Genomic DNA, 22,998 nt, shown 5'->3' on the forward strand with positions numbered 1-22,998 from the left:
CCCCTTGAAGTCCGACGGGTAGCCCTACACCCGCGACAGCAACACCTCGACCGGCAATCCACCGTTCGCCGTGCGCATCACCGCATCGAACGTGAGCCGCGTCTGCGCCGCCAGCACGCGATCGGGCACCAGAAGCCCAAGCTGCCACGCGCGGCTGCCGGCGCGCACCACATCGCCCAGACGGGCGTACAGTGAACGCAGGTCGGCACCGTCACTGATGCGCAGTCCGTACGGCGGGTTGGTCAGGACCAATCCGGCCGAACCGATCGACTCGAGTGACGTATCCGATAGCGGCCCCTGTTCGATAACGAGGTCGGCCAGCACACCGGCGCGCTCAGCGTTGGCCACGGCAGCCTTGCACGCGCCGGCATCGCGGTCACGCATCACGATCGGCACACCTACCGCGGGCAATTGTTCGGCCTTGGCCGCCGTACGGACCCGCGCGTGCATCGACGCATCGGCACCGGGCCACTGCTCCATCACGAACTCACGACCGAGCCCGGGAGCCATGCGACGGACGCGCAGTGCCGCTTCGATGCCGATCGTGCCCGATCCGCAGAACGGGTCCACCAGGGGCCGCTCGCCGTGCCAGTCGCAGGCAGCCAGCATTGCCGCAGCCAACGTTTCGCGCAGCGGCGCCTTCGCGATCGCCTGACGCCAGCCACGCCGGTGCAGCAGCGCGCCCGAACTGTCGGCGCTGATCGTGCACCGATCGTGGTCGAAGCGCACCACGATCAACTGCGTGTTGCCGTCGTCGTCCTCTTCGTCATCCCTGGCCCGACCGAGCGCCTGCGAGCCCTTGATGCTGTTGGTGATGCCGCGCGCCACGCGTTCCGCCACGGCATCCGAGTGATACAACCGCGATTTCCGGCACGTCACGCGGAGCCGGACAGCAGCACCTGGCGACAGCACCATCTGCCACGGCACACGCGACGCCATCTTCTCGAGCGTCGCAAAATCGCGCGCCTCGAACTCCGCCAGACGCACCAGCACGCGACTCGCCAAGCGCGACCACAGATTCACCGTGAACAGCTGCTCCGCCGTGGCATTGAACGCGACGCCGGCCGGACTGACATCGCGGGGCGTGATGCCGAGCGCGACGCATTCGGCCGCCACCAGCGGGGCCAGCCCAGGGGCGGCAATCGCAAACGCGTCGAAGCCCGACGGAAGCTCCGTCGGGATCGATGTGGTATTCGGACGGGGGGCACGAGCCGGTCGGGCAGGTCGCGCGGGGATGACGTGGTCGGGCTTATGCGGCTTTGACACTCATTTCGCGACGCCGGAGTGTGGTAAAGGGCGTCCGGGCACCTCGGGCGAGCAGCAGATGCCAGAAGTCTTCGGCATCCAGCGGCGGCGCGAACAGGTAGCCCTGTCCGAGCTCGCAACCAAGGGTGAGCAGGTGGCCGCGTTGCGCCTCCGTTTCGATGCCCTCAGCCACGGTGTTCATCCGCAACGTCTCTCCAAGTGCCACGATCGCGCTGGCCAGGACCGGTCCTTCGCCTCCCTTATCGATGACATCCACGAACGCCTTGTCGATCTTCAGAATGTCGATCGGATAGCGCTGCAGATAACTCAGGGAAGAATAACCTGTCCCGAAGTCGTCGATGGCCAGCGAGATCCCGAGTGCTTTAAGCGCGTTCAAGCGCTCCATCGACAGCTCGGTGTTGTGCATCAGCATGCTCTCCGTGATCTCGAGCACGAGCTGAGCGGCCGCCAGCCCCGAATCGGCCAGCGCCTGCGCCACATCATCCACGATCCCGGGCTCCTGCAACTGACGCCCGGAGAGATTGACCGTGATCCGCACCGGCAACCCGCGTTCGTCGGTCCAGCGCTTCGCTTCACGGCACGCGCGGCGCAGCACCCAGCGACCGATCGGCACAATCAGGCCGGTCTCCTCGGCAATCGGAATGAACAGGCCCGGCGGGACTGTCCCGCGATCGCGGCACATCCAGCGTACCAGCGCCTCGGCGCCGATGATATCGCCCGTCTCGAGGGCCACGATAGGCTGATACTGCAGCATGAACTCATCGTGTTCGATGGCGCGACGGAGATCTGCTTCCACCACCAGTCGATCGAGTGCGGCCTTGTGCATCTCCGGCTCGAACAGCACGTGCTGCCCCTTCCCGCGCGTCTTCGCCACGTACATCGCCACGTCGGCATTGCGCACCAGTTCATCGGTGCTTTCCCCACGCGCACTGCGCGCGATACCGATGCTCGCATTCACGAACACTTCCTTCCCGCCAAGGACGAACGGCCTGCTCAGCGCGACGCCGACGCGATTCGTGATGGCGAGCACTTCGTCCACCGAAGCGGTGTCTTCGACGAGCACCGCGAACTCATCGCCACCGAGCCGGGCAATCAGGTCGCTGTCGCGTACACACGTCGCCAGTCGACGCGCCGCCTCCACTAGCAATCGATCGCCGGCTGCATGCCCGAGCGAATCGTTGACCGTCTTGAAGTTGTCGAGATCGAGAAAGAGCACGGTGACGGCGTTCGACTGCCGCTGCGCCCGCGCCAACGCGTGTCCCACCTGATACAAAAAGAGCGAGCGGTTCGCGAGGTCCGTGAGCGGATCGTGAAACGCCTGATGCATGTACTGCTGCTTGATCACGCTCTGCTCGGTCACATCGCGCGTGTTCAGCACCAAGCCGCGGATCACCGGCTCGCTGAGCAGGTTCGTGCCCACGTTGTCGACCGTCAGCCAGGCGCCATTCGCATGGCGGATGCGCCACTCGCGCTTCAGCACGCCGGGCGTCGCCCCACCGGTGCGCAGGCGGTTCGAACGGGCCAGTTCCTCGAGAAACTGCAGCGCCGACGACAGGTCTTCGGGGTGCAGGATCGATTCGATGCGCGACGCGACCAGCTTGGCGGGGTCGTGACCGAACACCAGCGCCATCGAGGGACTCGCGTACCGGATGGTGCCATCGGGATCGAGGATCATGATGACGTCGCTGCTGTGCTGCACGAGTGCCTGAAAGCGCGCCTCGTTGTTGCGGGCCGTCGACTCGGCGAGGAGGCGCACGGCATCCTTCGTGGACATGAACTGGCGGGCGAAGGCGAGCGCGGTGAGCACGACCACGCCGATGGCGAGGCCAAGCAGCGGCTGCGTCCCGCCAGCGTGCGGCGTACCCGAAAACGCCAACTTGAGCAGCAGGGCAAACCCCGGCAGCACGGCGGCGAACGGAATGACACTCGCGGTAAGCTGATCGCGCTCACTGCGCACACGAACCTGCCGATGCATCACCGTCGCGATGCTGACCCATGCCGCGGCCGCCATCAGCGCGAAGGTTACCGGCGAGGCAATGCGAACGACGTCGAAATTGGTAATCCCCTGCGTCATCTGCACGATCGCCAGCACGTGCACGATGAACTGCAGTAGCAAGGCAGTCGACAGGACCACGAGCACATTCGCGCGATGCTGCAGCACCGTTCGGCGCCACAACACCGAGGCCACGAGAATCACGATGAGTTCGAGCGTGGCATGGACATGCAGGATCGTGAACGGGCGCACCGCGATACTACTGCCGCCGATCATCCACAGGCCGTACCACATGACAAGCAACCCCGCCACGCCGACGGTGGTGATATCGAGCAACAGCTTCGCGCGATCGACGGCACTGCGCGGCGCACTGGGCAGACAGAGGAAGGCCATCAGTAACACGACTTCGGCCACCACCGGCGTGATCATCACTGCGAGATCGGCACCGTCCGGCGACACCGGGCGCACGGCCACGTCGATCGCGAGTCGAGCAACCGGAAAGATCGACAGGGCACCAGCGACCGTTCTCCAGAATCGTCGGGTGCCGAGGTCGAAGGCGAGTTCGCGGCCGGCACGCGAGGCACAAACGATCGCCAGCAGCGCGACGAGCTGCGGCGCGAAGCTACGCGTCCAGCTGCCCGGCTCGGCGCCGGGCGCTCCCAGCGCCAGCCACGTGGTCACCAGCGCGGTGTATCCAATCAGGGCAGCCAGAATCGGGCGATCCCAGGATGCCCCAAATACCGGACCACCAATCACCGGGATGCTGTCGAGCGATCGCCGGAGACTGGTCGTCAGGTAACTGCCCGATCGACGCGAGTCGGCGTCGGCGGGTGAGGGCATGGCATGCGGAGTCGGAGTGAGTCGAGGATTCCCACAAGAGGGACGTCCCTCGGGTCCGAGCCGTCACGCTGCCGGCAGAGTCACCGCGGCGTCAGGAGGAGCGGACCGCGGGGCCCGCGGACCCGGCTTGCGCACGATGAAGCGAAGCGCGAAGAGGACCACGAATACCGCTACATAGATGATCGGCTCGACCAGGTCCTTCTTGACTGCCCAGAGAAAATGAATGCAGCCGGCAATCGCCGACACGTAGACCAGGCGGTGCAGCAGATTCCACCGCTTTCCGCCCAATTTGCGGATTGCGGCCTTGGTCGACGTCAGCGCCAGCGGGATCATGAGGACAAAGGCGAGCATCCCGAGGGTGATATACAGCCGCTTCAGGATGTCTTCGCCGATCGCCGGCCAGTCGAAAAACTGGTCGAGCACGATGTAGACGCTCAAATGCCCCAGCGCCCAGAAAAAGGCGGCCAGCCCCAGAAACCGACGCTGCGCGACCATCCAGCCCCAGCCGGTGAGCCGCATGAGTGGGGTGACCGCCAACGAGGCCGCCAGCAAGCGGAGTGCCCACTTGCCCGAGGCATGCTCGAGCTCCTCGATTGGTTCGGCACCCAACTGATCCAGGAGCAACTGCGCCACCAGCACGATGGCGGGCACGATCACGAGCAGCCACAGCGCAGGACGGATCAGGCGCCGAATCGGGGATTCGGCGCGCGCGAGCACGGACGGCATTCGAGGGCTCAGTAGTTCTTCCGCAGATCCATACCGCTGTACATCGACGCAACCTGGCTGGCGTACCCGTTGAACGGCAGCGTCGGGATCTTCAGGAACTGTCCGATCCGACGCTCCTTGGCCTGGCTCCAGCGGGGATGATCGACCGTGGGATTCACGTTCGCGTAGAAGCCGTACTCACTGGGATTGGCGTCATTCCAGGTCGTGTTCGGCATCTTGTCCGTGAACTTGATCTTCACGATCGCCTTGATGCCCTTGAAGCCGTACTTCCACGGCACCACGAGCTTGAGCGGCGCCCCATTCTGGTTCGGCAGTGCCTTCCCGTACATGCCGGTGGCCAGTAACGCCAATGGGTTATTGGCCTCGTCGAGGCGCAGCGCCTCCTTGTACGGCCACGGCAACACGGCCCGGGCCTGCCCCGGCATCCGGCGCGGATCGTACAGCGTGGTGAATTCCACGAACTTGGCACCCGGCAGCGGCTCGCAACGCGCCACGACATCCTTGAGCTGCACCCCCTGCCACGGAATCACCATCGACCATGCTTCCACGCAGCGATGGCGGTACACCCGGTCCTGCACCGGCAGCTTGCCGACCAGCTCGTCGAACGAGTACGGGCGGGGCTTCTTGACCAGCCCCTCGACATTCACGGTCCACGGCATCGGCTTGAAGTTCTTGGCCTGATCCCTCGGCTCGTCCTTGCCGGTCCCGAACTCGTAGTAGTTGTTGTAGCTGGTCGCGTCTTCCTCGGGCGTCAGCTTGTCGTCCGCCTGCAGCCCCGGAAAGGTGCCCGCTGTGCCGCCATCGAAACTCATGGCCTGCAGCGCCGACGGCGCCACCAGTCCGCCCAGCGCCAGCGCGCCGGCCGTGCCGATAAAGGCACGACGGTTCTGGTACACGGCTTCCGGCGTGATGTCGGAGCTTGGGATGTCGTCGGGGCGGCGAATCAGCATGGGCGTCGGTGTCGGGGTGTAGGGTGCATACATTCTAGCGGCGAGCACGCTGTTCGGTTCCCGAATTTTGCGCCTGCACAGCTTCTGGTCCGGTCACTTCCTGCGATTCGTCCCCATGCGATATACGACGCTCGGCTCCACCGGGATCTCCGTGTCCCGCCTCTGCCTCGGCTGCATGAGCTACGGCACCCCCGGCTGGCGCCCCTGGGTGCTCAGCGAGGAGGACGCCCGCCCGTTCTTCCGCCGCGCCATCGAGGCCGGCATCAACTTCTTCGACACCGCCGACATGTACGCCCTCGGCATGAGCGAAGAGGTCACCGGCCGAGCATTGCGTGAATACGGTCGCATGGAAGAAATCGTGCTGGCCAGCAAAGTGTACTGGCCGATGGCGCCCGGTCCGAACATGCGCGGTCTCTCCCGCAAGCACATCGTGCAAGCCTGCGAGGCGAGCCTCACGCGACTTGGCGTGGACACGATCGACCTGTATCAGATCCATCGCTTCGACCCGAACACACCGATCGAGGAAACGCTCGCCGCCCTCGACCACCTCGTGCAATCGGGCAAGGTGCGCTACGTCGGCGCGAGTTCCGGCTGGGCATGGCAGTTCGCGCGCGCCCTCGGCACATCCGACCTCAAAGGCTGGTCGCGCTTTGTGAGCATGCAGAATCACTACAACCTTCTCTACCGTGAGGAGGAGCGTGAGATGATTCCGCTGTGCGCATCGGAAAGGATCGCGGTACTGCCGTGGTCTCCGCTGGCCCGCGGCCTCCTGGCCGGTACACGCACCGCCCTCGACGACCGCACGTCCACCACGCGCGCCGCCCACGACGCGTACGCCGTGGGCCTGTACGAAGGCGAGAAAGACTGGGAGATCGTGGACGCCACGCGCTCCATCGCGAGTGAACGCGGCGTGCCGATGGCGCAGATCGCCCTGGCCTGGCTGTTGTCAAAGCCCGCCGTGACGGCCCCGATCATCGGCGCCACCAAGATGTACCAACTCGACGAAGCTCTCGGCGCCGTCGACATCGTGTTGTCCGCCGACGAGATCACGCGACTCGAAGCGTCGTATCGACCACACGCGGTGAAGGGGCACGAGTAGGCTCAATCCAACGTCTTGGAGAACCGCCGTACCGACACGACCAGCAATACGAGCGCCAACGTCGACAACACGCCGAGCTGTGTCCACAGATCGCGCATACCGACACCCTTGAGCAACACACCACGCAAAATGTCGAGAAACCACGTGAGCGGGAGCGCCGCACCCACCCATTGCGCGGGCACCGGCATGGCGGCGCGCGGGAAGATGTAGCCCGACAGCAGAATGTTCGGCAGCATGAAGAAGAAGCTCAGTTGCATGGCTTGCAGCTGACTGCGCGCCACCGTCGAGATGAGCAGCCCGACACCGAGACTGGCCACAATGAACACCAGTGCCAGCGCATAAAGCAGCACGAGGCTACCCATGATCGGGATGTCGAAGAACATGACGCCCAGGGCGAGAATCACCGACATCTGCACATAGCCGACCAACACGAATGGGATGAGCTTGCCGAGCATGAGGCTCGTGCGACTGATCGGCGTCACGATGAGCTGCTCGAGCGTGCCGCGCTCGCGTTCCTTCACGATCGCCGTGCTCGTGATCAGCGTCATCGTGATCGTGAGCAGAATGCCGACGATACCCGGCACGATGAACGTGGCGCTCTTCTGCGCCGGGTTGTACCACGGGCGCACGCGAATCTCGACCGGCGGGCGGATCTTGTACTGCGAGGCCAGCAACTGCGCACCGCGTGCCTGCGCGGCCAGCTGCGCGCCCGAGATCGCGGCGCCGGAACTCTGCGGGTCGGCGGCGTCGATGAGCATCTGCGCCACGCCCGTGTGTCCACCGCGGATATTGCGCTGATACTCCGGTGGAATCACCAGCGCCACGCGCGCCGCACCGCGCTCGATCCATCGCTTGGCCGACGCACGGTCGGGCAACGAGGCTACGAACGTAAAGTTGTCGGTGTTGGCGAGCACCTGAATGAGCGCGCGACTCTCGCTGGTGCGCGATTCGTCGACGACCACCGTGGGCAAACGTCGGACGTCGGTCTGAATCGCGTAGCCGAACAGCAGCAGCTGAATGGCCGGCAGTACCGTCATCATGGCGAACGTGAGCCGATCGCGACGCAGCTGCAGAAATTCCTTCCACAGCATCGGCCACACTGTCCATCGTTGCACCCGCACATACAACGCGTTCACGACGGCTTGCCGGTCACCGCCATCGCCTCGTCAGCTTCATCGCGCTGCTGCAACATCACGAACACATCTTCGATCGTCTCGGCGTTGAACTGCTTCACCACTTCCGCTGGTGTACCGAGCCCGATCAAATGCCCGCGCGACAGGAACGCGAGCCGCTGACAGCGCTCGGCCTCGTCCATGTAGTGCGTCGTCACCAGAATCGTCGTGCCTTCGCGCGCCAGCTGGTAGATCGTCTCCCAGAACGTGCGGCGCGCGGCGGGATCGACACCGGCCGTCGGCTCGTCGAGAAATACCAGGTCGGGGTGATGCGCCGTGGCGCAGGCAAGGGCGAGCCGTTGCTTCCACCCACCACTGAGCGTACCCGCGCGTTGTTGCAATCGAGAGCCCAGCCCCAACGACTCCACGTGGTCGGCCAGCCGTTGCTCGCGAGCGGGCCCCACCAGTCCGTATACGGAGGAGTAAAAGCGCAGATTCTCCGCCACCGTGAGTTCGTCGTACAGCCCATATCGCTGCGACATATAGCCGATACGACGACGCACCCCTTCCGTATTCGTCTTGACGTCGAGTCCCGCCACCTCCGCCGTGCCGCTCGTCGGCACGACCAGGCCGCAGAGCATGCGAATCGTGGTCGTCTTGCCCGACCCGTTGGGGCCCAGCAGACCGAACACCTCGCCGCGCGCGATCTCGAGATCGAGTCCAGCGACCGCCACCAGCTCGCCGTAGGCTTTGCGTAGTGCCCGCGTGCGCACGACGGAATTCACCGGATCGCTCACTTGCGGGTGCGCGGTAACAGCACCGAGATCGGCATGCCGGCGCGCAGTCGCTGCGTGCTGTCGGCGAACTCCACCTTCACACCGAACAGCAGATCGGCGCGTTCCTGGTCGGTGAGCGCCACGCGCGGCGTGAACTCGGCCCTCGTCGCGATCGCGGAAATGCGTCCGCGGAACAGCGTGGTATCACCATCGAGGCGCGCCGAGAGCGAGTCGCCCGGATGCAGCGTCGGCAACACAAACTGCGACACATAGATGCGTGCCCACGGACGCGATGGTTGGGCCACCGTGATCGCGCTCTGGCCGGCCGCCATCACTTCGCCCGGCTCGACGTTGCGGCTCGACACCACCCCGGCCACTGGTGCGAGCAGCACCAGGTCGTTCGCGGTGGCGCGCCAACCGTCGGCCACGGCCTGCGCCCCGCGCGCCTCAGCGGCCGCCGCCTGGCGCCGCTCACGGCGGGCTCCGTCCTGAATCAGTCGGAGCGCGTCACGGGCGGCATCGCGGCGACCGGCCGCCACCCGCGACGCGGCTCGCACACCATCGAGCGAGGCACGGCTCACATCGCCCTTGGCCGCGAGCGGCTCGAGTCGCGCCAAATCTGCCGCCGTCCGATCGGCATCCGCCTCGGCGGCCCGCAGGTCGGCCTGCGCTCGGCTGATTTCTGCCGGACGCGCCCCGCTGGCCAACTCGCGCGAGGCCTCCTGCGCCGCCACGGCGCGAGCTTCGGCCTGCGCGGTGGAGCTGGCCAGCGTCGGCGTCGTGAACAGCACCAAGGTGTCGCCGGCCTGCACGACATCTCCTTCCTGCACCATGACCCGGAGGGCGCGGGCCGGCTGCAGCGGACCGACGTCCACTTCCACCATCTCCAGGGTCCCGACCGCCGTATCTGGGGCCGACGACGGTGAACAGCCGCCGAGCAACAGCAGCGGCACGAGCGCGACGAGCGGGAAAGCACGCACTATCACGAAATCACTCACGAAGAGAGACACGCACCGCACCGGACACGCTTGACCGGCCGACCTCGGCAACATTGCATTCCAGCATGTCCCACGCCACCCCGCCAACCCCTACAGATCCGTCTTCGGGAGAGGAAGCGCTGCCCGCGTCGCTCGCCCGCACCCTCCGCCAGTTCCGCGTGCTCGAGCGGGAAGACAAGATGCAGGCGCTGCTGGGTTGGTCGAAGAAGCTCGAGCCGCTGCCGGAAGCACTGGCCAGCCTCGATCGAACGGCGTTCACCGTGCCCGAATGCCAGACCCGGGTCGATATCTTTCCGGAACGGCAGGACGACGGCACGATCCATTTCTATGCCGACGTCAATGCCCGGCAGTCGCCAACGGTGGCCGCAGTTCTCGCGATCACTTTCGCGGCCGTCAACGATCAGCCGCCGGCGGTCACGCTCGCCCTTCCGGCCGATTTCGTGCGGCTTCTGATGCAGGACATCGGGCTCGGCGCCCGCGAATCCGGCCTGTCCGCCATGATTGCGCGCCTCAAACGATTTGCCGCGCACAGCGCGACGACGGCCCCGGAATAGCGCATTGCCCCGACTCCGTACCCCATACTTCTTACTCCATACTTCGTACTCGGTATTCCGTACTTCTTACTCCATACTTCTTACTCCATACTGTTTTCATGCCCATCACCATCACCGTCCGTACGAACGGTTCGCTGGGAGTTCCCGCCGAAGACGCCGCGCCGATGCGCGCGCCGGTCGTCACTCTCGCCAGCTGAGCGCGGCCATGCGGTTGGTGCGAACGTTGCAGAACTGGTGGGCCTGGACGGAGACCGTACTCGTCGTGATGCTCGGGACGCCTGTCGTCGCCCTGATTTATGCCATCACCGCCCCCTTCGATCCGGGCCGCTATGCCGCCGGTCGCGCCTTCCGCTTGGTTGGCGTCACGGCACTACGACTCAATAGCCTCTGGCGCTTCCACACCCGGGGCTCACTCGCCGATGCGCGCCGCCCGTACGTGGTCGTGGCCAATCACGAGTCGTACGCCGACGTGTTCCTGATCAGCTGCTTCCCGTGGGAGATGAAGTGGCTGAGCAAGGACACCATGTTCAAGATTCCGTGCATGGGCTGGATGATGCAGATGGCCGGCGACATCAAGTTGGTGCGAGGCAATCGCGACTCCGCTGCCGACGCCATTCTGCAGTGTCGCGATCGCCTCGCTAAGAAGGTCTCCGTCATGATCTTCCCCGAGGGCACGCGCTCGCGTACGTGGGAAATGCTGCCGTTCAAGGACGGGGCCTTCCGCCTCGCGATCGAATCCGGCGCCCCGATTCTCCCCATCGCCGTGACGGGGACGCGCCACGCCATGGCCAAAGGGACCTTCCGCTTTTTGCCGGCCCGCGCGATCGCCCAGCTGCTCGAGCCGATTTCCACCACCGGGATGACGCTTGCTGACATCGGAACGCTCAAGCAGCTCACGCGTGACCGCATCGAAGCAGGGCGCCGCGTGCTCGCCGCCGAGCTGGGCGTGCGCGTGGGCGACGACACCGCCGCGTCAACGACGGCCTGATCTCGTCATGACGACCGGGGCGCCGACCACCGAGCTCGAGCTCGACGCCCTCTTGTCGGCGCCCGACGACGACACCATCGCCGCCCTCGCGTCGCTGTCAGGTGATGTGCTCATCCTCGGCGCCGGCGGCAAGATGGGCCCCACCGTGGCTCGCATGGCGCGTCGGGCCATCGCCGATCCGTCGCGTCGCGTGATCGCCGTGTCGCGATTCTCGGATACGTCGGCCGTCGCCGCACTGCAGGCGCACGGCGTGGAGACCGTCCGCGCCGACCTCGCCGATCCAGCCGCGGTGGCGGCGCTGCCCGACGCGCCCAACGTGCTCTGGATGGCCGGACAAAAGTTCGGATCCACCGGCGACCCCGTCGGCACCTGGACGCAGAACGTCGTGGCGTCCGCGATCGCCGCGCAACGATATGCCGGCTCACGAATCGTGTGCTTTTCGACGGGCAACGTGTACGGACGACAAGCCGTGGCACTTGGCGGCGCCCGAGAGCACGATGCGCTGGTGCCCGACGGCGAGTACGCCGCGTCGTGCATCGGTCGCGAGCGTGTGTTCGAATCAATTGCCCGACGCACACAGTCGCCGTTGCTGCTGTATCGCTTGTTCTATGCCTGCGATCTTCGGTATGGCGTCGTGACCGACATCGCCCACAACGTGCTGCACGGCACGCCGGTCTCGCTCGAGACCGCGTTCGTGAACGTGATCTGGCAGGGCGATGCCAACCGCCTCGCGTTACGTGCGCTCACGCAGGCCGCGCGGCCGACCGGCGACGCGTCGGTCGCGATGAACGTGACCGGACCGGTAGTCGCAGTGCGCGACATCGCCGAACGCGTGGGGAGCATTGCCGGTGCGGCGCCGGTGTTTGCGGGCGCGCCGAGTGACGATGCGTTGATCGCGAACATCGACCGGCTCCATGAGCGTCTGCCCTACACGGCACTGCCGCTTGAGATGCTGTGCGAGTGGGCCGTGCAGTGGATCCGCGCCGGTGGTCGATTGCTGAACAAGCCCACGAAGTTCGAGGTGCGCGATGGTCGATACTGAGCGCGAGGCAGTCGAGGCGGTCGACGCGTTCGACATCCGCCGTCACTTGCACATGGGTCAGGTCATTCCAGCGCATCCGCTCGCCTTGTTGCCCACGCGCGCGATGGACGAGCAGCATCAACGCGCGCTCACACGCTACTACCTAGCGGCGGGAGCCGGTGGCATGGCGGTCGGCGTGCACACCACAGGCTTTCCCATTCACGATGCCAAGATCGGCCTGTACCGGCCGGTACTGGAACTCGCGGCGGAAACCGCGAGCGACGCGCTATCGCGCGATCCGCGGCCGTTCGTACGAGTGGCAGGATTGATCGGTGATACCGCGCAGGCCGTACGCGAAGCACAGATCGCGCAGGCACTCGGGTACCACTGCGGTCTGCTGTCGTTGGGTGCGTGGCGCGACGCGACCGATACGGCGATTCTGGCCCACTGCGCGCGCGTAGCCGAGGTGATGCCGCTGTTCGGTTTTTACCTGCAGCCGGCCGTGGGCGGACGACGGCTGTCGTACGCGTTCTGGCGTGAGTTCGCAGAGATCCAGAACGTGGTCGCGATCAAGGTGGCGCCGTTCGACCGCTATGCGACCCTAGAGGTGGTGCGCGCGCTCGCTGATGCCGGGCGTGATGACATCGCGCTCTACACCGGGAACGATGATGCGATCGTGCCCGACCTGGTGACCGACGTGCCGGTCACCAGCGGCGGACGCGCGTACACGCGCCACTTCGTGGGCGGATTGCTCGGGCAGTGGGCGGTGTGGACGTCACGCGCGGTCGAGATGCTGCGCGAGATTCAGACGTGGCGTGCATCGGGTGCGGATACGATGCCGCGTAAGTGGCTTACCCGCGGCGCGGCGCTCACGATGGCCAACGCCGTGATCTTCGACGCGGCGCACGGCTACCGGGGGTGCCTGCCCGGCATCCTCGAGATACTACGGCTGCGAGGACTCGTGCGCGGCACGTGGACCTTCGACACGCACGAGCAGCTCTCGCCGGGGCAAGGCGAGGCGTTGGCGCGGCTGTCGGAACAGTATCCGGACTTGGCGGACGACGACTTCGTGGCGGAGCGGCTGGACGAATTTCTGGCGTGATGTGTCGTGTGATCCATACATCGCTGAACTGATCACGCAGAGAACTGCTGGAGAGCGCAGAGATCGCAGAGAAGAGCGTTGTTCTCTGCGACCTCTGCGCTCTCTCGTTTCCTCTGCGTGATCAGTTCAGCGATGTATGCATTACCGCGCCACCGGCAACAGCTTTCCATGCCAGCTGTCCGCGGCGGCCTTTTCGAAGCCGCTCCGATACGCGCCAACGGTGGTGATCGTGGTGTCGAACACGTGAGTCTCCGGCACCACCGCACCCGCCGCCGCTGCTTCGCGAAACACCGGCCGCGCGCCCGATACGACAGCACCCGCCGCATCGCGCCAATACACCGAGCCGCCGCCCACCAGCGTGGTGCCGACCAGCGATTCGATGTCCCGGAGCACGTGAAAGAGCCCGTCGATCGAACATCCCGTCGCACCGGTGGCCGCTTCATCCACGCCGATCACGAGGAAGCGATCATCGCGCCATTCACGCGCGCACTCCAGTGGTGCATCGTGGGCACGCCAGTTGGCGAGATGGGCATCCACGGTGGACAGCAGCGACTCGGCAGCGGCGCCGACCACCGGTGCCGCCGCTCCGAACACCCACGCCCGCGCATCATCGGGCAACGCATCGAAATGCACCACGGGCATGTCGATTACTCCGGATTCTTCGAGCCGGGAAGCTGCAGCATCGGCATCGCGCCGCCAGTCACTTGCGGCATCTGCCCGTTCCAGCGTTTCGCCATCTCGTACTGCACCAGCGTGCTTGTGATGCTCTTCGACAGCAGATCATTGGCGCGGGACTGCGCTTCGGCTTCCGCCATGATCGCCTTGGCGCGACCGACGGCCTTGATGCTGTCACCCTGCGCCTGAAACGTGTTCTTCTGTAGTTCGTTCTGCGCCGTGAGCGCCTGCTGCTGCATGACGTTCTTCAGCGAGATCGCGTCCATGACCGCCTTCGGCGCGCGGAACTCGTTGAGCGTGAACTGACGCACGTCGATGCCGTACGGGTCGAGCCGCTTCTGCAGGTTGGCCTGCGTGCGCGTGACGACTTCCGCCTTCTTCGGGCCGAGAATCGCGGCGATCTCCTCGTTGCCGACCACTTCCTGGAGCGACTGGCGAATAGCCTGACGGATGTAGCCGTGTGAAATCGTCTGCACATCCGTGCGGAACGTCTGATACAGCGCCGGCACCTTGTCGGCGCGCAGTTCAAAGCTCATCGACACATCAAGCGACAACGGCTGGCCTTCCACCGAGTTCACGTTGATCTCGTCGTTCTGCTCGGAGCCTTCCGTTACGGCCTTGGTGAGCACCAGCGTCTGCATGAACGTGGGATACTCCTGGATCTGCGTCATGAGCGGGTTCCGCATGTGGAAGCCGGGGCCCAGCGGCGTGGGATCGACACCGCCACCACCGCGATGAATCACGATGCCGACGTGGCCTGGCTCGATGTACGTAACCGACGGGCGCACCAAGAAGAGCAGCACGAGTAACGCGACAAATGCGCCAGCGAGCTTGATGAAAATGCCGCCTCCACGACCACCGCCACCGCCCGGCATGCCCGTCAGCGGGTTGCGCATGGAGCTGCGAAGTTCGTCGAGCGTCGAATCAATCGATGTGGCCATGGACGGCCTCCTTATAGCAATGGGAACACAACGGTTCACCCGTGGGAAGTCGCACGAGGTCTTCTTCGCGCTGCAACCCGTGAATCGGGCACGTGAGATCGGCTTGGCGATCGATGCGCTTGCGATTGGCCGACTGCCGAATCCGGCGACCAAATGGGGTAAAGCCCAGCGCCGTAACAAAAAGAGCGCCGACCACCGCCAGTAGGGCGATAAAGAGGGCGCTCTCGAGCATGATGGCGTTCATATAGTTACTGAATAATACGGTGCGCGCGTCGGAAAAGTGTCATCGATCGGCACGACGGTGCCGCCACGCGGCCGCAACGTGCCCGTATCTTGTTGTTCTACAATGAGATAGGCACCAGCTTACACTCGATATCGAAAAACGAAAAGCAACAGCCGGAACACGGAGAAAACGGATCTCACCGATTGCACTGATAAACCAAAAGCGCGTTTCGCTTATCTGTGCGATCGGTGTCATCCTCCCCGATCCGTGTTCCCGCTGTTGCCGTTGCTCTTGCCTACTCACCCAACTCAAACCGCAGCATCGACTCGAGATCCGGCAGACGCCACACAAACCCGGCCTCGCGCAGTACGCGCGGCGCGACGCGTTGACTGGCGAGCACGGTGAGATTGGCCATCTCCTCACCCAGCAACAACCGCAGCGCGAATCCCGGCGCGTGTGCGATCGTGGGGCGACCCAGGACGGCGCCGAGCACCTTCGTGAACTCCGCGTTCGTGACCGCCGTCGGCGCCACGATGTTGACCGGCCCGCGAATGTCATCGCGCATCAGGCAGAAATGGATGGCGCCGATCTCGTCGTCGAGCGCGATCGGACTCACCCATTGCGTGCCAGGTCCGAGCGTGCCGCCGGCACCATAGCGGAACAGCGGCGCTTGCGTGCCGAGTGCGCCACCGGCCGCGCCTTGCACGATGCCGGTGCGCAGATGCACCACGCGAATCCCCGCCTTCTCGGCCGGTGCCGTCGACGCTTCCCACGCGCGGCCAACGTCGGCGAGATAGTCGCCGCCCAATGTGCTGCGCTCGTCGAGCACGTCGTCGCCGCGGCTGCCGTAGATGCCGATGGCCGAACCACTGAGCAGCACGCGCGGCTTGCGCGACAGTTGTGCGAGGGTGTGCGCCAGCAGCGACGTGCCTTCCACGCGACTGCTCTTCAGCGCCGCGCGATGTTCCGCGGTCCAGCGCGACGCGATCGATGCACCGGCCAGATGGATCACCGCATCCACGCCTTCGAGCGCGCGCGGATCGAGCTGAGCACGCTCGGGGTTCCACTGGATAGCGTGACTACCGGGCTTCGGCGCGCTGCGTCCGATGCGGATCACCTCGTGTCCGCCCGTCGACAGAAACGCCGCGAGCTGCGTGCCGATGAAGCCGCTCGCGCCCGTGATCGCGATCCGCAAGCGTGGCCGTTCGGCGAACGGCGCATGTCGCGCAAGATCACCGAGCATGACAGCGTGGCGATAGGCGAACACCCGCTCCAGCGTGCGCTGCGTGTATCCACCCGCCACCGCATTGCCCAGCCCACCGAGCGGAAGCTGGTAGCGGATATGATCGTCGAGCGTGCTCGAGTGGGCGTCGACCGGCGTGAAGCCGTGCGTATGCTCCCAGGCCGCGAAGGGTCCGTCGCGCATCACATCACGGAACTGCCGATTCGCGATGTAATCCCGATGCTCGAGCGTCCACGTGGTCGGGACGGGACCGGCGTGCACCTGCAGCACCACCTTGGCCCCGTCACGAATGCCGCCGGTATGTTCGAGCACCTTGGGGCGATCCCACGGCGGCGACAGACGCTCGAATGCGCCCGCCCGCTCATGCCAGGCGAAAAGCGCCTCGACGGGCACGGGGGCCTGCACCTGCTTCCGAAATTCCTGCATCGACACGAGCACTCTCCACTGCGGCGACCCGCATTCACCTGCCCCTGCGCTACCAGCCGCCGGCATCCTCGAGATCGAGGACCCGCCAGCAGTACCAACTGGCAACGCTTGCCCACGGACGCCAGTTCCGCGCCACCTTGACGAGGCGGTCCGCTTCCGGCAGCGCTCGCATGCGGTAGATCCGCTGCGCGCCCTTCCGTACCCCGAGGTCCAGCACCGGGAGCACATCGGGACGGCCGAGCCGGAACATCAGGAACATCTGCGCCGTCCAGCGGCCCACCCCGCGCACCGCGACCAGGGCGTCGATTACCGCTTCGTCGTCCATCGTGTCGATGACGGCGAGCGGCAGACGGTCATCGTCGACATGCTGCGCCAGGTCGACGATCGCGCGTGTCTTCGCCGTCGAGAGTCCGCAGGCGCGAAGCGTGGCCTCATCTGCCGCCAGAATCTGCGCCGGCGTGGGCGCGTCGGTGCCACCACCGATGCGCTCTTTGAAGCGCCCGTAGATCGTGGACGCCGCACCGCCGGAGAGCTGTTGAAAAACGATGGCGCGCGCCAGATGATCGAAGTGCGTCCCATCGACACGCGGGATCATCGTGCACGGGCCCACGCGTTCGATGGCCGCCGCCATCTTCGGGTCGTTGGCACTGAGCGCCGACACCGCCTCCTTGAGGCGGCGCGGCGTCAATCGAACGATCGTCAACGACGGCTCACATCGTCAACGAGAACATTACGTGCGCCTTCGGGGTGCCGGCAAACATCAGCCACGGCTTCGTATCCGACGGCGTGGTCGATATGCCCGTGGTCGCCGTCGTCGCGAACGGGATGTACACGACGAACAGCGGGTTGCCCTGCTTCACCGTACCCGATGCCGCATCGAACGCGTCCTTCTTGCCAAAGATCTGATACAGCGACGCCGGAGCCGTCGGCATCTTGATTTTGCCCGCCTTCACTTCGGCGAAGCGCACGGTATCGACCTGGGCTCCCTTCACGCCGGACTCACGCAGGGCGCGGCCACGGGCCATGAACGGATCCATCGAGTCGTGGTAGCAGGACACATGGAACTGCTCTTCGGCAGGATCGTCGGCCAAGCACATCATGCCGTTCTTCGCGGGACGCAGCCATTCCAGCTTGCCCGCCGTCTTGTACCCCATCACGCCGGCGCCGTCGCGCAGCTCCTTCGGCAGCGCCTGAATCGCCGCCGTGATCTGTTGGGCCACCGGCGGCGGGGTTTGCGCACCGAGCGTGGCGCCGGTGATCGTAAGCGCCGCAGCACGGGTCAGGATCCAGCTGGTTCGGAACGACATGGTTCGAGCTCCCGGAGAAGACGGACGAAAAGTGACAGTTGTGCTTACTACCGTGGAGCATATTCTACGGCGTATATGGCCACCTCCACAAATCCGGTGTCCGATACCGACGCGCTGGTGCGCTTTGCCAGGCGGGTCTCGCACGACATCAACAACTTCTCGACCGTCGTCCGGACCTACAGCGAGCTGCTGCTTTCCGATCTCCCCGAGGGCGATCCGATGCATGCCGACGTGGCCGAGATCCATCGGGCGGCTGACGCGACCGTTCGGTATATCCAGCGCGTCACGCAGTTTTCACGTGCGGGGAACATGCGACGGGGCCCCACGTTGGTGGACGACGGCATCACCGACGCATGCGACTTCCTGGCGGCCGAGCTAGGCGGTCGGATTGTGGAGGTGGACCTTGGTGGCGGCCAGATTCAGGCGGACCCCAGCTGGTGGCGGGACGTGATGATCGAGCTGCTCCGCAACGCCCTCGACGCGGCCCCGGCGGGCAGCGTGATCGTGGTGCGCAGCGCGACGCAGGGCAGTACCGTCACGGTGGACGTCGAGGACGAGGGCGAGGGTATTCCGGCCGACTTGCAGGCGACGCTCACCGAGCCGTTCGTGACGGCCAAGCAGGGTGTGCGCGGAGCCGGAATCGGACTCGCTATCGTCGCCGCCTTCGTACACACGATTGGCGGCTCGATCCAGTTTGATCGGATCGACGGGGCCGCCGGTGCGCGCACCCGAGTGCGCGTCACCCTTCCCGCGTAGCGCGGGGACCTTGCGCGACCCGCGCTAGACGCGGTTGGCGGCGACCGCGTGAAGCAGCGCGTCGGCGATGCGGTCGAGCGGCAGCACATCCACCGCCGCGTCGAGCTTGACCGCTTCACGCGGCATGCCGTACACGACGCACGTCTCTTCGTTCTGCGCCACGGTGTAGGCGCCAGCCTCGCGCATGGCCAATAGGCCCTTGGCGCCGTCGGCACCCATACCGGTCAGCAGCGCGCCCACGGCATTGCGTCCGGCACTCCGCGCGACGCTTTGAAAAAGCACGTCCACGGCGGGACGCTGGTGATGCACCTTGGGACCGTCCTTCACGCGCACCGCCCACCGCGCGCCGCTCGCCTGCAGCACCAGATGCTTTCCGCCCGGCGCCACGAGCGCGAGACCGGGCACGGCAAAGTCCCCGTCCTTCGCCTCCTGCACCCGCATGGCACAGACCTGATCGAGTCGCTTGGCGAACGAGAGGGTGAAGTGTTCCGGCATGTGCTGCACGATCACCGTGCCTGGCGCATCGACTGGAAACCGTCGAAGCACGTGCTCAAGCGCCTGTGTGCCACCGGTAGAGGCGCCGAGGGCGATGATCTTGTTGGTGGTGTTCAGCGACGCGATCGCCGAGCGGCCGGGCACCGGCGGTGCCTCGGCGGTGTCCACGCGCTTTACGACGCGCGCATGCGATGCGGCACGCACCGCGCGCACCAGCTCCTCCGCGACATCGCCGGCGGCAAGAGACGAACCCGGCTTGGCGATGACATCCACTGCGCCCAGCGCGAGCGCACGTAGTGCCGTTTCGCTGTTCTGCGGAGTGAGTGAGCTCACCACCACGACCGGCAGCGGGAAGTGCCGCATCAGCTTGGACAGAAACGACAGTCCGTCCATGCGCGGCATTTCGATATCGAGCGTGATCACGTCAGGCCGCAACTGCACGATGCGCTCACGCGCGACGTACGGATCGGTGGCCGTGCCGACGACTTCGATGTCGTCATGCTTCGACAGCGCGTCGGAGAGGATACGACGCACAAGTGCAGAGTCGTCCACGATCAGGACGCGCACCACACCTGGCTTGCGCAGCGGTGAGCCGGAGCCGGGCAGCGGAGCACCCGGTGTGAGCGTCGTCGTCACGCGGCGCTCACAGCACCTTGGGAGAGCGGCTCCGCACCGTCACGTTCTCCGAAAAAGTAGAGCACCGCTTCGGCGCGACCGTCTTCTACTCCGAACATGATGCTCGCTGATGGCGCGTCGTCATCGCGCGACACGACGTCGACGCCCTCGTGGACATGCGGCGCCGACAGATGAAACACGGCCTCGACACCTGCGATCACGGGCAGCACGTTGCCACAGATCACGTTCGCGATCTCTCCGAGCGCATCGCGCTGCAGGGGACGCTGACGGGACGCATCCTCGCCCAGCATGTTCGCCGCGATCGACGACAGAATACTGGACGTGGCACGCAGCACGAGGCGACCGCGGAGCGGGCCGCGGAACTCCACCGACACCGCGACGTCGAGCGGGGCCGCGGCCTGTTCCGGCGAAAGCTCATGCTCCGGAAAAAGGAGCGCGAGCTCCTCAAAAGTCGCTGTCGTCGCTCGCGACAGGGACTGGACCGTAGTACTCGGCATCGGTAACTCCAGTAACACGCAGAATGGTATCGCGCAGGGTCTCTGGCGCGAACGGTTTACGGACAATCTCGGCACCTAATTCGTGGAGCGCCGCCAGACGGGTTTCGCTGCCTTCCGTGGAGACCACGATGACAGGCAGCGAGGCGGTTTCCGGTGCGGCGCGCAGACGCCGCAGCATCTCCTCGCCATTCATCACCGGCATATTGATATCCAGGAGCAGCAGGTCTATCCACTGTTCCTGTAGGACGAACAGTCCTTCTTCGCCATTGCCGGCCTCGTGGACCGTACCGAGCGGAAGTCCACTCATCCTGAGGGTGCGCACGACCATCTGCCGCATGACGGCACTGTCGTCGACTACGAGAACGTTAAAGGCCATGAGTCGGGTTCCAGTGCATCAGAGCTTACTTTCGGCGCCGTTGATCTTGAGCGTGACCTCGCCTGTGGCCACGTCCACCCACATGGTGCGGGACGTCTGTACTCCCCCGGTATCGTGCGCGTGCACGAGCACTCCGTTCTTCCACAGTAGCTTGCGCAGCGCGATCATGTTGCGCTTGCCGATCTGGAAGCGATCGTCTTCCTCCCGAGCGCCGGCGTGCGCGCCACCGGCCACCTTCACCTGCATTCGCTCTTTCTTCGCGCCGAGCTTGTAGCACTCTTTGAACAGGAGCGGCACGCCACTGTCCACGAACATGGCGGGATTGTCCTTCATCTTGGCCTCGTCGATGGTTCCCGTGGGCAACATGACGTGGAGCATCCCCGCTACGGAGACGACCGGATCATAAACCACGATACCAAGACAGCTGCCAAGGGCATAGGTGATGATCCGCTCGCCCGCCGTGTTCGACACTTTGACATCGGCGACACCAACGACTCGATCGACCGCGCGCACAGGCGCAATCGTACCCACGCTACTTCACGTAGACGGCAGGCTGCACATACCGGAAACGGTGTGTGAGGCCCGTGAGACTTTCCGAATGTCCTACGAAGAGATGTCCACCGGGACGGAGCAGCGCCCAATAGCGCTCGACGAGCTGCTGCTGGGTTGCTTTGTCGAAATAGATCATGACATTGCGACAGAGAATGGCGTCGAACGGCCCCTGCATCGGCCACCGTTCCATCAGATTCAGCTTCGCGAAATGGACCAGTCGCCGGAGCGGCTTGCCCGCCTCGCACACTTCGCGGCCCTGGGGGTCGCGCGTGCGGGTCCAGTACTTCTGCATCCACCCGGCCGGCACGTCGGCCATGTTCTCGGACGGATACGTGGCTGCCTTCGCCGTGGCCAGCACGCGATGACTGAGGTCGGTCGCGAGAATGCGTACGTCACACTTACTGATGTCACTGAAACTCTCATTGGCCAGCATCGCCAGCGTGTAGGGCTCTTCACCGCTCGAACATCCGGCGCTCCAGATCCGCACCGGTCCCTTCAACGTCGGGAAAACCGCCTCGCGCAGGTAGTCGAAATGCGACGCCTCGCGCAGAAAGCTGGTTTTGTTCGTGGTCAGCGCGTCGATCATCTCGGCAAATTCGCGGCGCGACGGCTCCTTCTCCACGAAGTCGAGATAGGCATCGAAGTCGGGCAGATTGAGCTTGCGCAGCCGCTTGGCCAGACGGGCGCGAACGAGCCCCTCCTTGCCCTCGCGCATGCGGATGCCCGCGTGCTCATGGAGCACCTCGGTGATTCGCGAAAACTGCGCGGGAGAGATCTCGCATTCCGTGAAGAACGCGCTGCTGGTGGTCGGGGCAGACATCGGAAAATCAGGCCGCGTGCGACTGCGCGGCTTCGAGCGCCGCGATCTCGCTGCTGGCGAGCACCTTGTCGATGTCGAGCAGCAACTTCACACGTCCGCCGGCCTTGCCGATGCCGAGCAGGAACTCCGTGCGGATGCCGGCGCCGAAGCTGGGCGCGTCCTCGATGTCCGCTTCCGCGATCGCGACCACTTCACTTACGCGATCGACCACGATGCCGGTCTGGATGCCGCGCATCTGCACGACGATGATACAGCTGTCCTCGCTGCCGTCGTACTCCATGCTGAACTTGCTGCGGAGGTCCGTGATCGGAATGACTTTGCCGCGCAGGTTGATCACGCCGCGCACGAACTCCGGCATGCGCGGGACGCGCGTGATCGGCTGCATGCCGATGATCTCGCTCACCTTCAGAATCTCGAGGCCGTACTCTTCGCTGGCGAGAAAGAAGGTGAGATACTTGCCCGCGCGGGACTGCGTGGCGACGGTGGCATCCGATTCAGTATGCGCGCTCATGGCTCGCTCGACTTGGAAAGAGGGTTCTCGGGTCGCACGACCCGTCTGCTGTGGTGTATCGGCGCCCCCTCGTCGGAGCTTGACTCGAACATGTGTTGCTCAAAGGTCCCAGCGA

Annotated in this window: 25 protein-coding genes; 6 read left to right on the forward strand and 19 right to left on the reverse strand. The window is 65.2% G+C overall.

The features are described 5' to 3' along the window. Positions 1–24 precede the first annotated feature (24 nt). From RMP10_RS21445 to msrP, 4 genes are all read right to left on the reverse strand, one after another. Positions 25–1,266: a hypothetical protein gene (locus RMP10_RS21445; RefSeq protein ID WP_310572124.1), complete on the reverse strand. Its 1,242-nt coding sequence runs from the start codon at positions 1,264–1,266 to the stop codon at positions 25–27. After that, positions 1,250–4,099 carry an EAL domain-containing protein gene (locus RMP10_RS21450; protein ID WP_310572125.1) on the reverse strand — a complete coding sequence of 950 codons (2,850 nt, stop codon included), beginning with the start codon at positions 4,097–4,099 and terminating at the stop codon, positions 1,250–1,252. Before RMP10_RS21450 ends, RMP10_RS21445 begins: the two co-directional genes overlap by 17 nt. A gap of 63 nt (positions 4,100–4,162) precedes the next feature. After that, on the reverse strand, positions 4,163–4,825 hold the full coding sequence (locus RMP10_RS21455; protein WP_310572126.1) for a protein-methionine-sulfoxide reductase heme-binding subunit MsrQ: 663 nt from the start codon (positions 4,823–4,825) through the stop codon (positions 4,163–4,165). 8 nt (positions 4,826–4,833) lie between these two features. Continuing rightward, positions 4,834–5,775, reverse strand: coding sequence for a protein-methionine-sulfoxide reductase catalytic subunit MsrP (gene msrP / locus RMP10_RS21460; protein ID WP_310572127.1), 942 nt, complete (start codon positions 5,773–5,775; stop codon positions 4,834–4,836). 115 nt (positions 5,776–5,890) lie between these two features. Between msrP and RMP10_RS21465 the strand changes: the two genes are divergently transcribed. Then, positions 5,891–6,874 (forward strand): aldo/keto reductase, encoded by a 984-nt coding sequence (locus RMP10_RS21465; protein ID WP_310572128.1) that lies wholly within the window; start codon positions 5,891–5,893, stop codon positions 6,872–6,874. A 2-nt stretch (positions 6,875–6,876) separates the two neighbouring features. Here the strand turns inward: RMP10_RS21465 and RMP10_RS21470 are convergent, their stop codons facing one another. From RMP10_RS21470 to RMP10_RS21480, 3 genes are read right to left on the reverse strand one after another with little or no spacing between them, the layout of a single operon-like run. Beyond that, entirely contained in the window at positions 6,877–8,010 is a 1,134-nt protein-coding gene (locus RMP10_RS21470) for an ABC transporter permease (RefSeq protein ID WP_310572129.1), read from the reverse strand. Continuing rightward, positions 8,007–8,771: an ABC transporter ATP-binding protein gene (locus tag RMP10_RS21475; RefSeq protein ID WP_310572130.1), complete on the reverse strand. Its 765-nt coding sequence runs from the start codon at positions 8,769–8,771 to the stop codon at positions 8,007–8,009. The genes RMP10_RS21470 and RMP10_RS21475 overlap by 4 nt, the downstream gene beginning before the upstream one ends. 8 nt (positions 8,772–8,779) lie before the next feature. Next, the gene (locus tag RMP10_RS21480) at positions 8,780–9,748 is read right to left on the reverse strand and encodes an HlyD family efflux transporter periplasmic adaptor subunit (RefSeq protein WP_310572131.1); all 969 of its coding nucleotides are present in this window, start codon (positions 9,746–9,748) and stop codon (positions 8,780–8,782) included. Positions 9,749–9,825: 77 nt separating this feature from the next. Between RMP10_RS21480 and RMP10_RS21485 the strand changes: the two genes are divergently transcribed. From RMP10_RS21485 to RMP10_RS21500, 4 genes are all read left to right on the forward strand, one after another. Further along, positions 9,826–10,314: a SufE family protein gene (locus RMP10_RS21485; protein WP_310572132.1), complete on the forward strand. Its 489-nt coding sequence runs from the start codon at positions 9,826–9,828 to the stop codon at positions 10,312–10,314. Positions 10,315–10,519: 205 nt separating this feature from the next. Continuing rightward, a complete protein-coding gene (locus RMP10_RS21490; RefSeq protein WP_310572133.1) occupies positions 10,520–11,302 on the forward strand; it encodes a lysophospholipid acyltransferase family protein in 783 nt (260 codons plus the stop codon). Between the two features lie 7 nt (positions 11,303–11,309). Beyond that, the gene (locus RMP10_RS21495; RefSeq protein WP_310572134.1) at positions 11,310–12,344 is read left to right on the forward strand and encodes an NAD-dependent epimerase/dehydratase family protein; all 1,035 of its coding nucleotides are present in this window, start codon (positions 11,310–11,312) and stop codon (positions 12,342–12,344) included. Then, a complete protein-coding gene (locus RMP10_RS21500; protein WP_310572135.1) occupies positions 12,331–13,425 on the forward strand; it encodes a dihydrodipicolinate synthase family protein in 1,095 nt (364 codons plus the stop codon). The genes RMP10_RS21495 and RMP10_RS21500 overlap by 14 nt, the downstream gene beginning before the upstream one ends. Before the next feature lie 141 nt (positions 13,426–13,566). On the opposite strand, the gene RMP10_RS21505 is transcribed toward RMP10_RS21500, so the two are convergent. The 6 genes from RMP10_RS21505 to RMP10_RS21530 form a co-directional block, all read right to left on the reverse strand. Then, complete coding sequence (locus RMP10_RS21505) at positions 13,567–14,067, reverse strand: hypothetical protein (protein ID WP_310572136.1); 501 nt, start codon at positions 14,065–14,067, stop codon at positions 13,567–13,569. 5 nt (positions 14,068–14,072) lie between these two features. Continuing rightward, the gene (locus tag RMP10_RS21510; protein ID WP_310572137.1) at positions 14,073–15,041 is read right to left on the reverse strand and encodes a prohibitin family protein; all 969 of its coding nucleotides are present in this window, start codon (positions 15,039–15,041) and stop codon (positions 14,073–14,075) included. Then, complete coding sequence (locus RMP10_RS21515; protein WP_309672472.1) at positions 15,025–15,285, reverse strand: hypothetical protein; 261 nt, start codon at positions 15,283–15,285, stop codon at positions 15,025–15,027. The genes RMP10_RS21510 and RMP10_RS21515 overlap by 17 nt, the downstream gene beginning before the upstream one ends. A gap of 274 nt (positions 15,286–15,559) precedes the next feature. Further along, on the reverse strand, positions 15,560–16,933 hold the full coding sequence (locus RMP10_RS21520) for a TIGR01777 family oxidoreductase (RefSeq protein WP_310572228.1): 1,374 nt from the start codon (positions 16,931–16,933) through the stop codon (positions 15,560–15,562). A gap of 49 nt (positions 16,934–16,982) precedes the next feature. Further along, complete coding sequence (locus RMP10_RS21525; RefSeq protein WP_310572138.1) at positions 16,983–17,636, reverse strand: DNA-3-methyladenine glycosylase; 654 nt, start codon at positions 17,634–17,636, stop codon at positions 16,983–16,985. A 7-nt stretch (positions 17,637–17,643) separates the two neighbouring features. Continuing rightward, positions 17,644–18,240 (reverse strand): hypothetical protein, encoded by a 597-nt coding sequence (locus tag RMP10_RS21530; protein WP_309672470.1) that lies wholly within the window; start codon positions 18,238–18,240, stop codon positions 17,644–17,646. Positions 18,241–18,315: 75 nt separating this feature from the next. Here RMP10_RS21530 and RMP10_RS21535 point away from each other — a divergent pair, with 75 nt between their 5' ends. Further along, the gene (locus RMP10_RS21535; protein ID WP_310572139.1) at positions 18,316–18,996 is read left to right on the forward strand and encodes a HAMP domain-containing sensor histidine kinase; all 681 of its coding nucleotides are present in this window, start codon (positions 18,316–18,318) and stop codon (positions 18,994–18,996) included. Positions 18,997–19,020: 24 nt separating this feature from the next. Here RMP10_RS21535 and RMP10_RS21540 read toward each other — a convergent pair whose 3' ends face one another. The 6 genes from RMP10_RS21540 to RMP10_RS21565 are packed head-to-tail and all read right to left on the reverse strand — an operon-like array spanning position 19,021 to position 22,883. Beyond that, the gene (locus tag RMP10_RS21540; protein WP_310572140.1) at positions 19,021–20,127 is read right to left on the reverse strand and encodes a chemotaxis response regulator protein-glutamate methylesterase; all 1,107 of its coding nucleotides are present in this window, start codon (positions 20,125–20,127) and stop codon (positions 19,021–19,023) included. Beyond that, positions 20,124–20,624: a chemotaxis protein CheX gene (locus RMP10_RS21545; protein ID WP_309672467.1), complete on the reverse strand. Its 501-nt coding sequence runs from the start codon at positions 20,622–20,624 to the stop codon at positions 20,124–20,126. Before RMP10_RS21545 ends, RMP10_RS21540 begins: the two co-directional genes overlap by 4 nt. Next, complete coding sequence (locus RMP10_RS21550; RefSeq protein WP_309672466.1) at positions 20,572–21,000, reverse strand: response regulator; 429 nt, start codon at positions 20,998–21,000, stop codon at positions 20,572–20,574. The genes RMP10_RS21545 and RMP10_RS21550 overlap by 53 nt, the downstream gene beginning before the upstream one ends. A gap of 18 nt (positions 21,001–21,018) precedes the next feature. Further along, a complete protein-coding gene (locus RMP10_RS21555; RefSeq protein ID WP_310572141.1) occupies positions 21,019–21,513 on the reverse strand; it encodes a chemotaxis protein CheD in 495 nt (164 codons plus the stop codon). A 19-nt stretch (positions 21,514–21,532) separates the two neighbouring features. Beyond that, a complete protein-coding gene (locus RMP10_RS21560; RefSeq protein ID WP_310572142.1) occupies positions 21,533–22,372 on the reverse strand; it encodes a protein-glutamate O-methyltransferase in 840 nt (279 codons plus the stop codon). A 7-nt stretch (positions 22,373–22,379) separates the two neighbouring features. Next, positions 22,380–22,883, reverse strand: coding sequence for a chemotaxis protein CheW (locus RMP10_RS21565; protein WP_310572143.1), 504 nt, complete (start codon positions 22,881–22,883; stop codon positions 22,380–22,382). Between the last annotated feature and the right edge of the window lie 115 nt (positions 22,884–22,998).

This window comes from Gemmatimonas sp., assembly GCF_031426495.1.
GTDB lineage: Bacteria > Gemmatimonadota > Gemmatimonadetes > Gemmatimonadales > Gemmatimonadaceae > Gemmatimonas.

Bases quoted from the DNA above. Each gene is read 5' to 3' on its own strand.
- RMP10_RS21450 (WP_310572125.1), bottom strand. From the start codon at position 4,099: ATGCCCTCACCCGCCGACGCCGACTCGCGTCGATCGGGCAGTTACCTG.
- RMP10_RS21455 (WP_310572126.1), bottom strand. From the start codon at position 4,825: ATGCCGTCCGTGCTCGCGCGCGCCGAATCCCCGATTCGGCGCCTGATC.
- msrP (WP_310572127.1), bottom strand. From the start codon at position 5,775: ATGCTGATTCGCCGCCCCGACGACATCCCAAGCTCCGACATCACGCCG.
- RMP10_RS21465 (WP_310572128.1), top strand. From the start codon at position 5,891: ATGCGATATACGACGCTCGGCTCCACCGGGATCTCCGTGTCCCGCCTC.
- RMP10_RS21485 (WP_310572132.1), top strand. From the start codon at position 9,826: ATGTCCCACGCCACCCCGCCAACCCCTACAGATCCGTCTTCGGGAGAG.
- RMP10_RS21490 (WP_310572133.1), top strand. From the start codon at position 10,520: ATGCGGTTGGTGCGAACGTTGCAGAACTGGTGGGCCTGGACGGAGACC.
- RMP10_RS21495 (WP_310572134.1), top strand. From the start codon at position 11,310: ATGACGACCGGGGCGCCGACCACCGAGCTCGAGCTCGACGCCCTCTTG.
- RMP10_RS21500 (WP_310572135.1), top strand. From the start codon at position 12,331: ATGGTCGATACTGAGCGCGAGGCAGTCGAGGCGGTCGACGCGTTCGAC.
- RMP10_RS21505 (WP_310572136.1), bottom strand. From the start codon at position 14,067: ATGCCCGTGGTGCATTTCGATGCGTTGCCCGATGATGCGCGGGCGTGG.
- RMP10_RS21510 (WP_310572137.1), bottom strand. From the start codon at position 15,041: ATGGCCACATCGATTGATTCGACGCTCGACGAACTTCGCAGCTCCATG.
- RMP10_RS21515 (WP_309672472.1), bottom strand. From the start codon at position 15,285: ATGAACGCCATCATGCTCGAGAGCGCCCTCTTTATCGCCCTACTGGCG.
- RMP10_RS21520 (WP_310572228.1), bottom strand. From the start codon at position 16,933: ATGCAGGAATTTCGGAAGCAGGTGCAGGCCCCCGTGCCCGTCGAGGCG.
- RMP10_RS21530 (WP_309672470.1), bottom strand. From the start codon at position 18,240: ATGTCGTTCCGAACCAGCTGGATCCTGACCCGTGCTGCGGCGCTTACG.
- RMP10_RS21535 (WP_310572139.1), top strand. From the start codon at position 18,316: ATGGCCACCTCCACAAATCCGGTGTCCGATACCGACGCGCTGGTGCGC.
- RMP10_RS21545 (WP_309672467.1), bottom strand. From the start codon at position 20,624: ATGCCGAGTACTACGGTCCAGTCCCTGTCGCGAGCGACGACAGCGACT.
- RMP10_RS21550 (WP_309672466.1), bottom strand. From the start codon at position 21,000: ATGGCCTTTAACGTTCTCGTAGTCGACGACAGTGCCGTCATGCGGCAG.
- RMP10_RS21560 (WP_310572142.1), bottom strand. From the start codon at position 22,372: ATGTCTGCCCCGACCACCAGCAGCGCGTTCTTCACGGAATGCGAGATC.
- RMP10_RS21565 (WP_310572143.1), bottom strand. From the start codon at position 22,883: ATGAGCGCGCATACTGAATCGGATGCCACCGTCGCCACGCAGTCCCGC.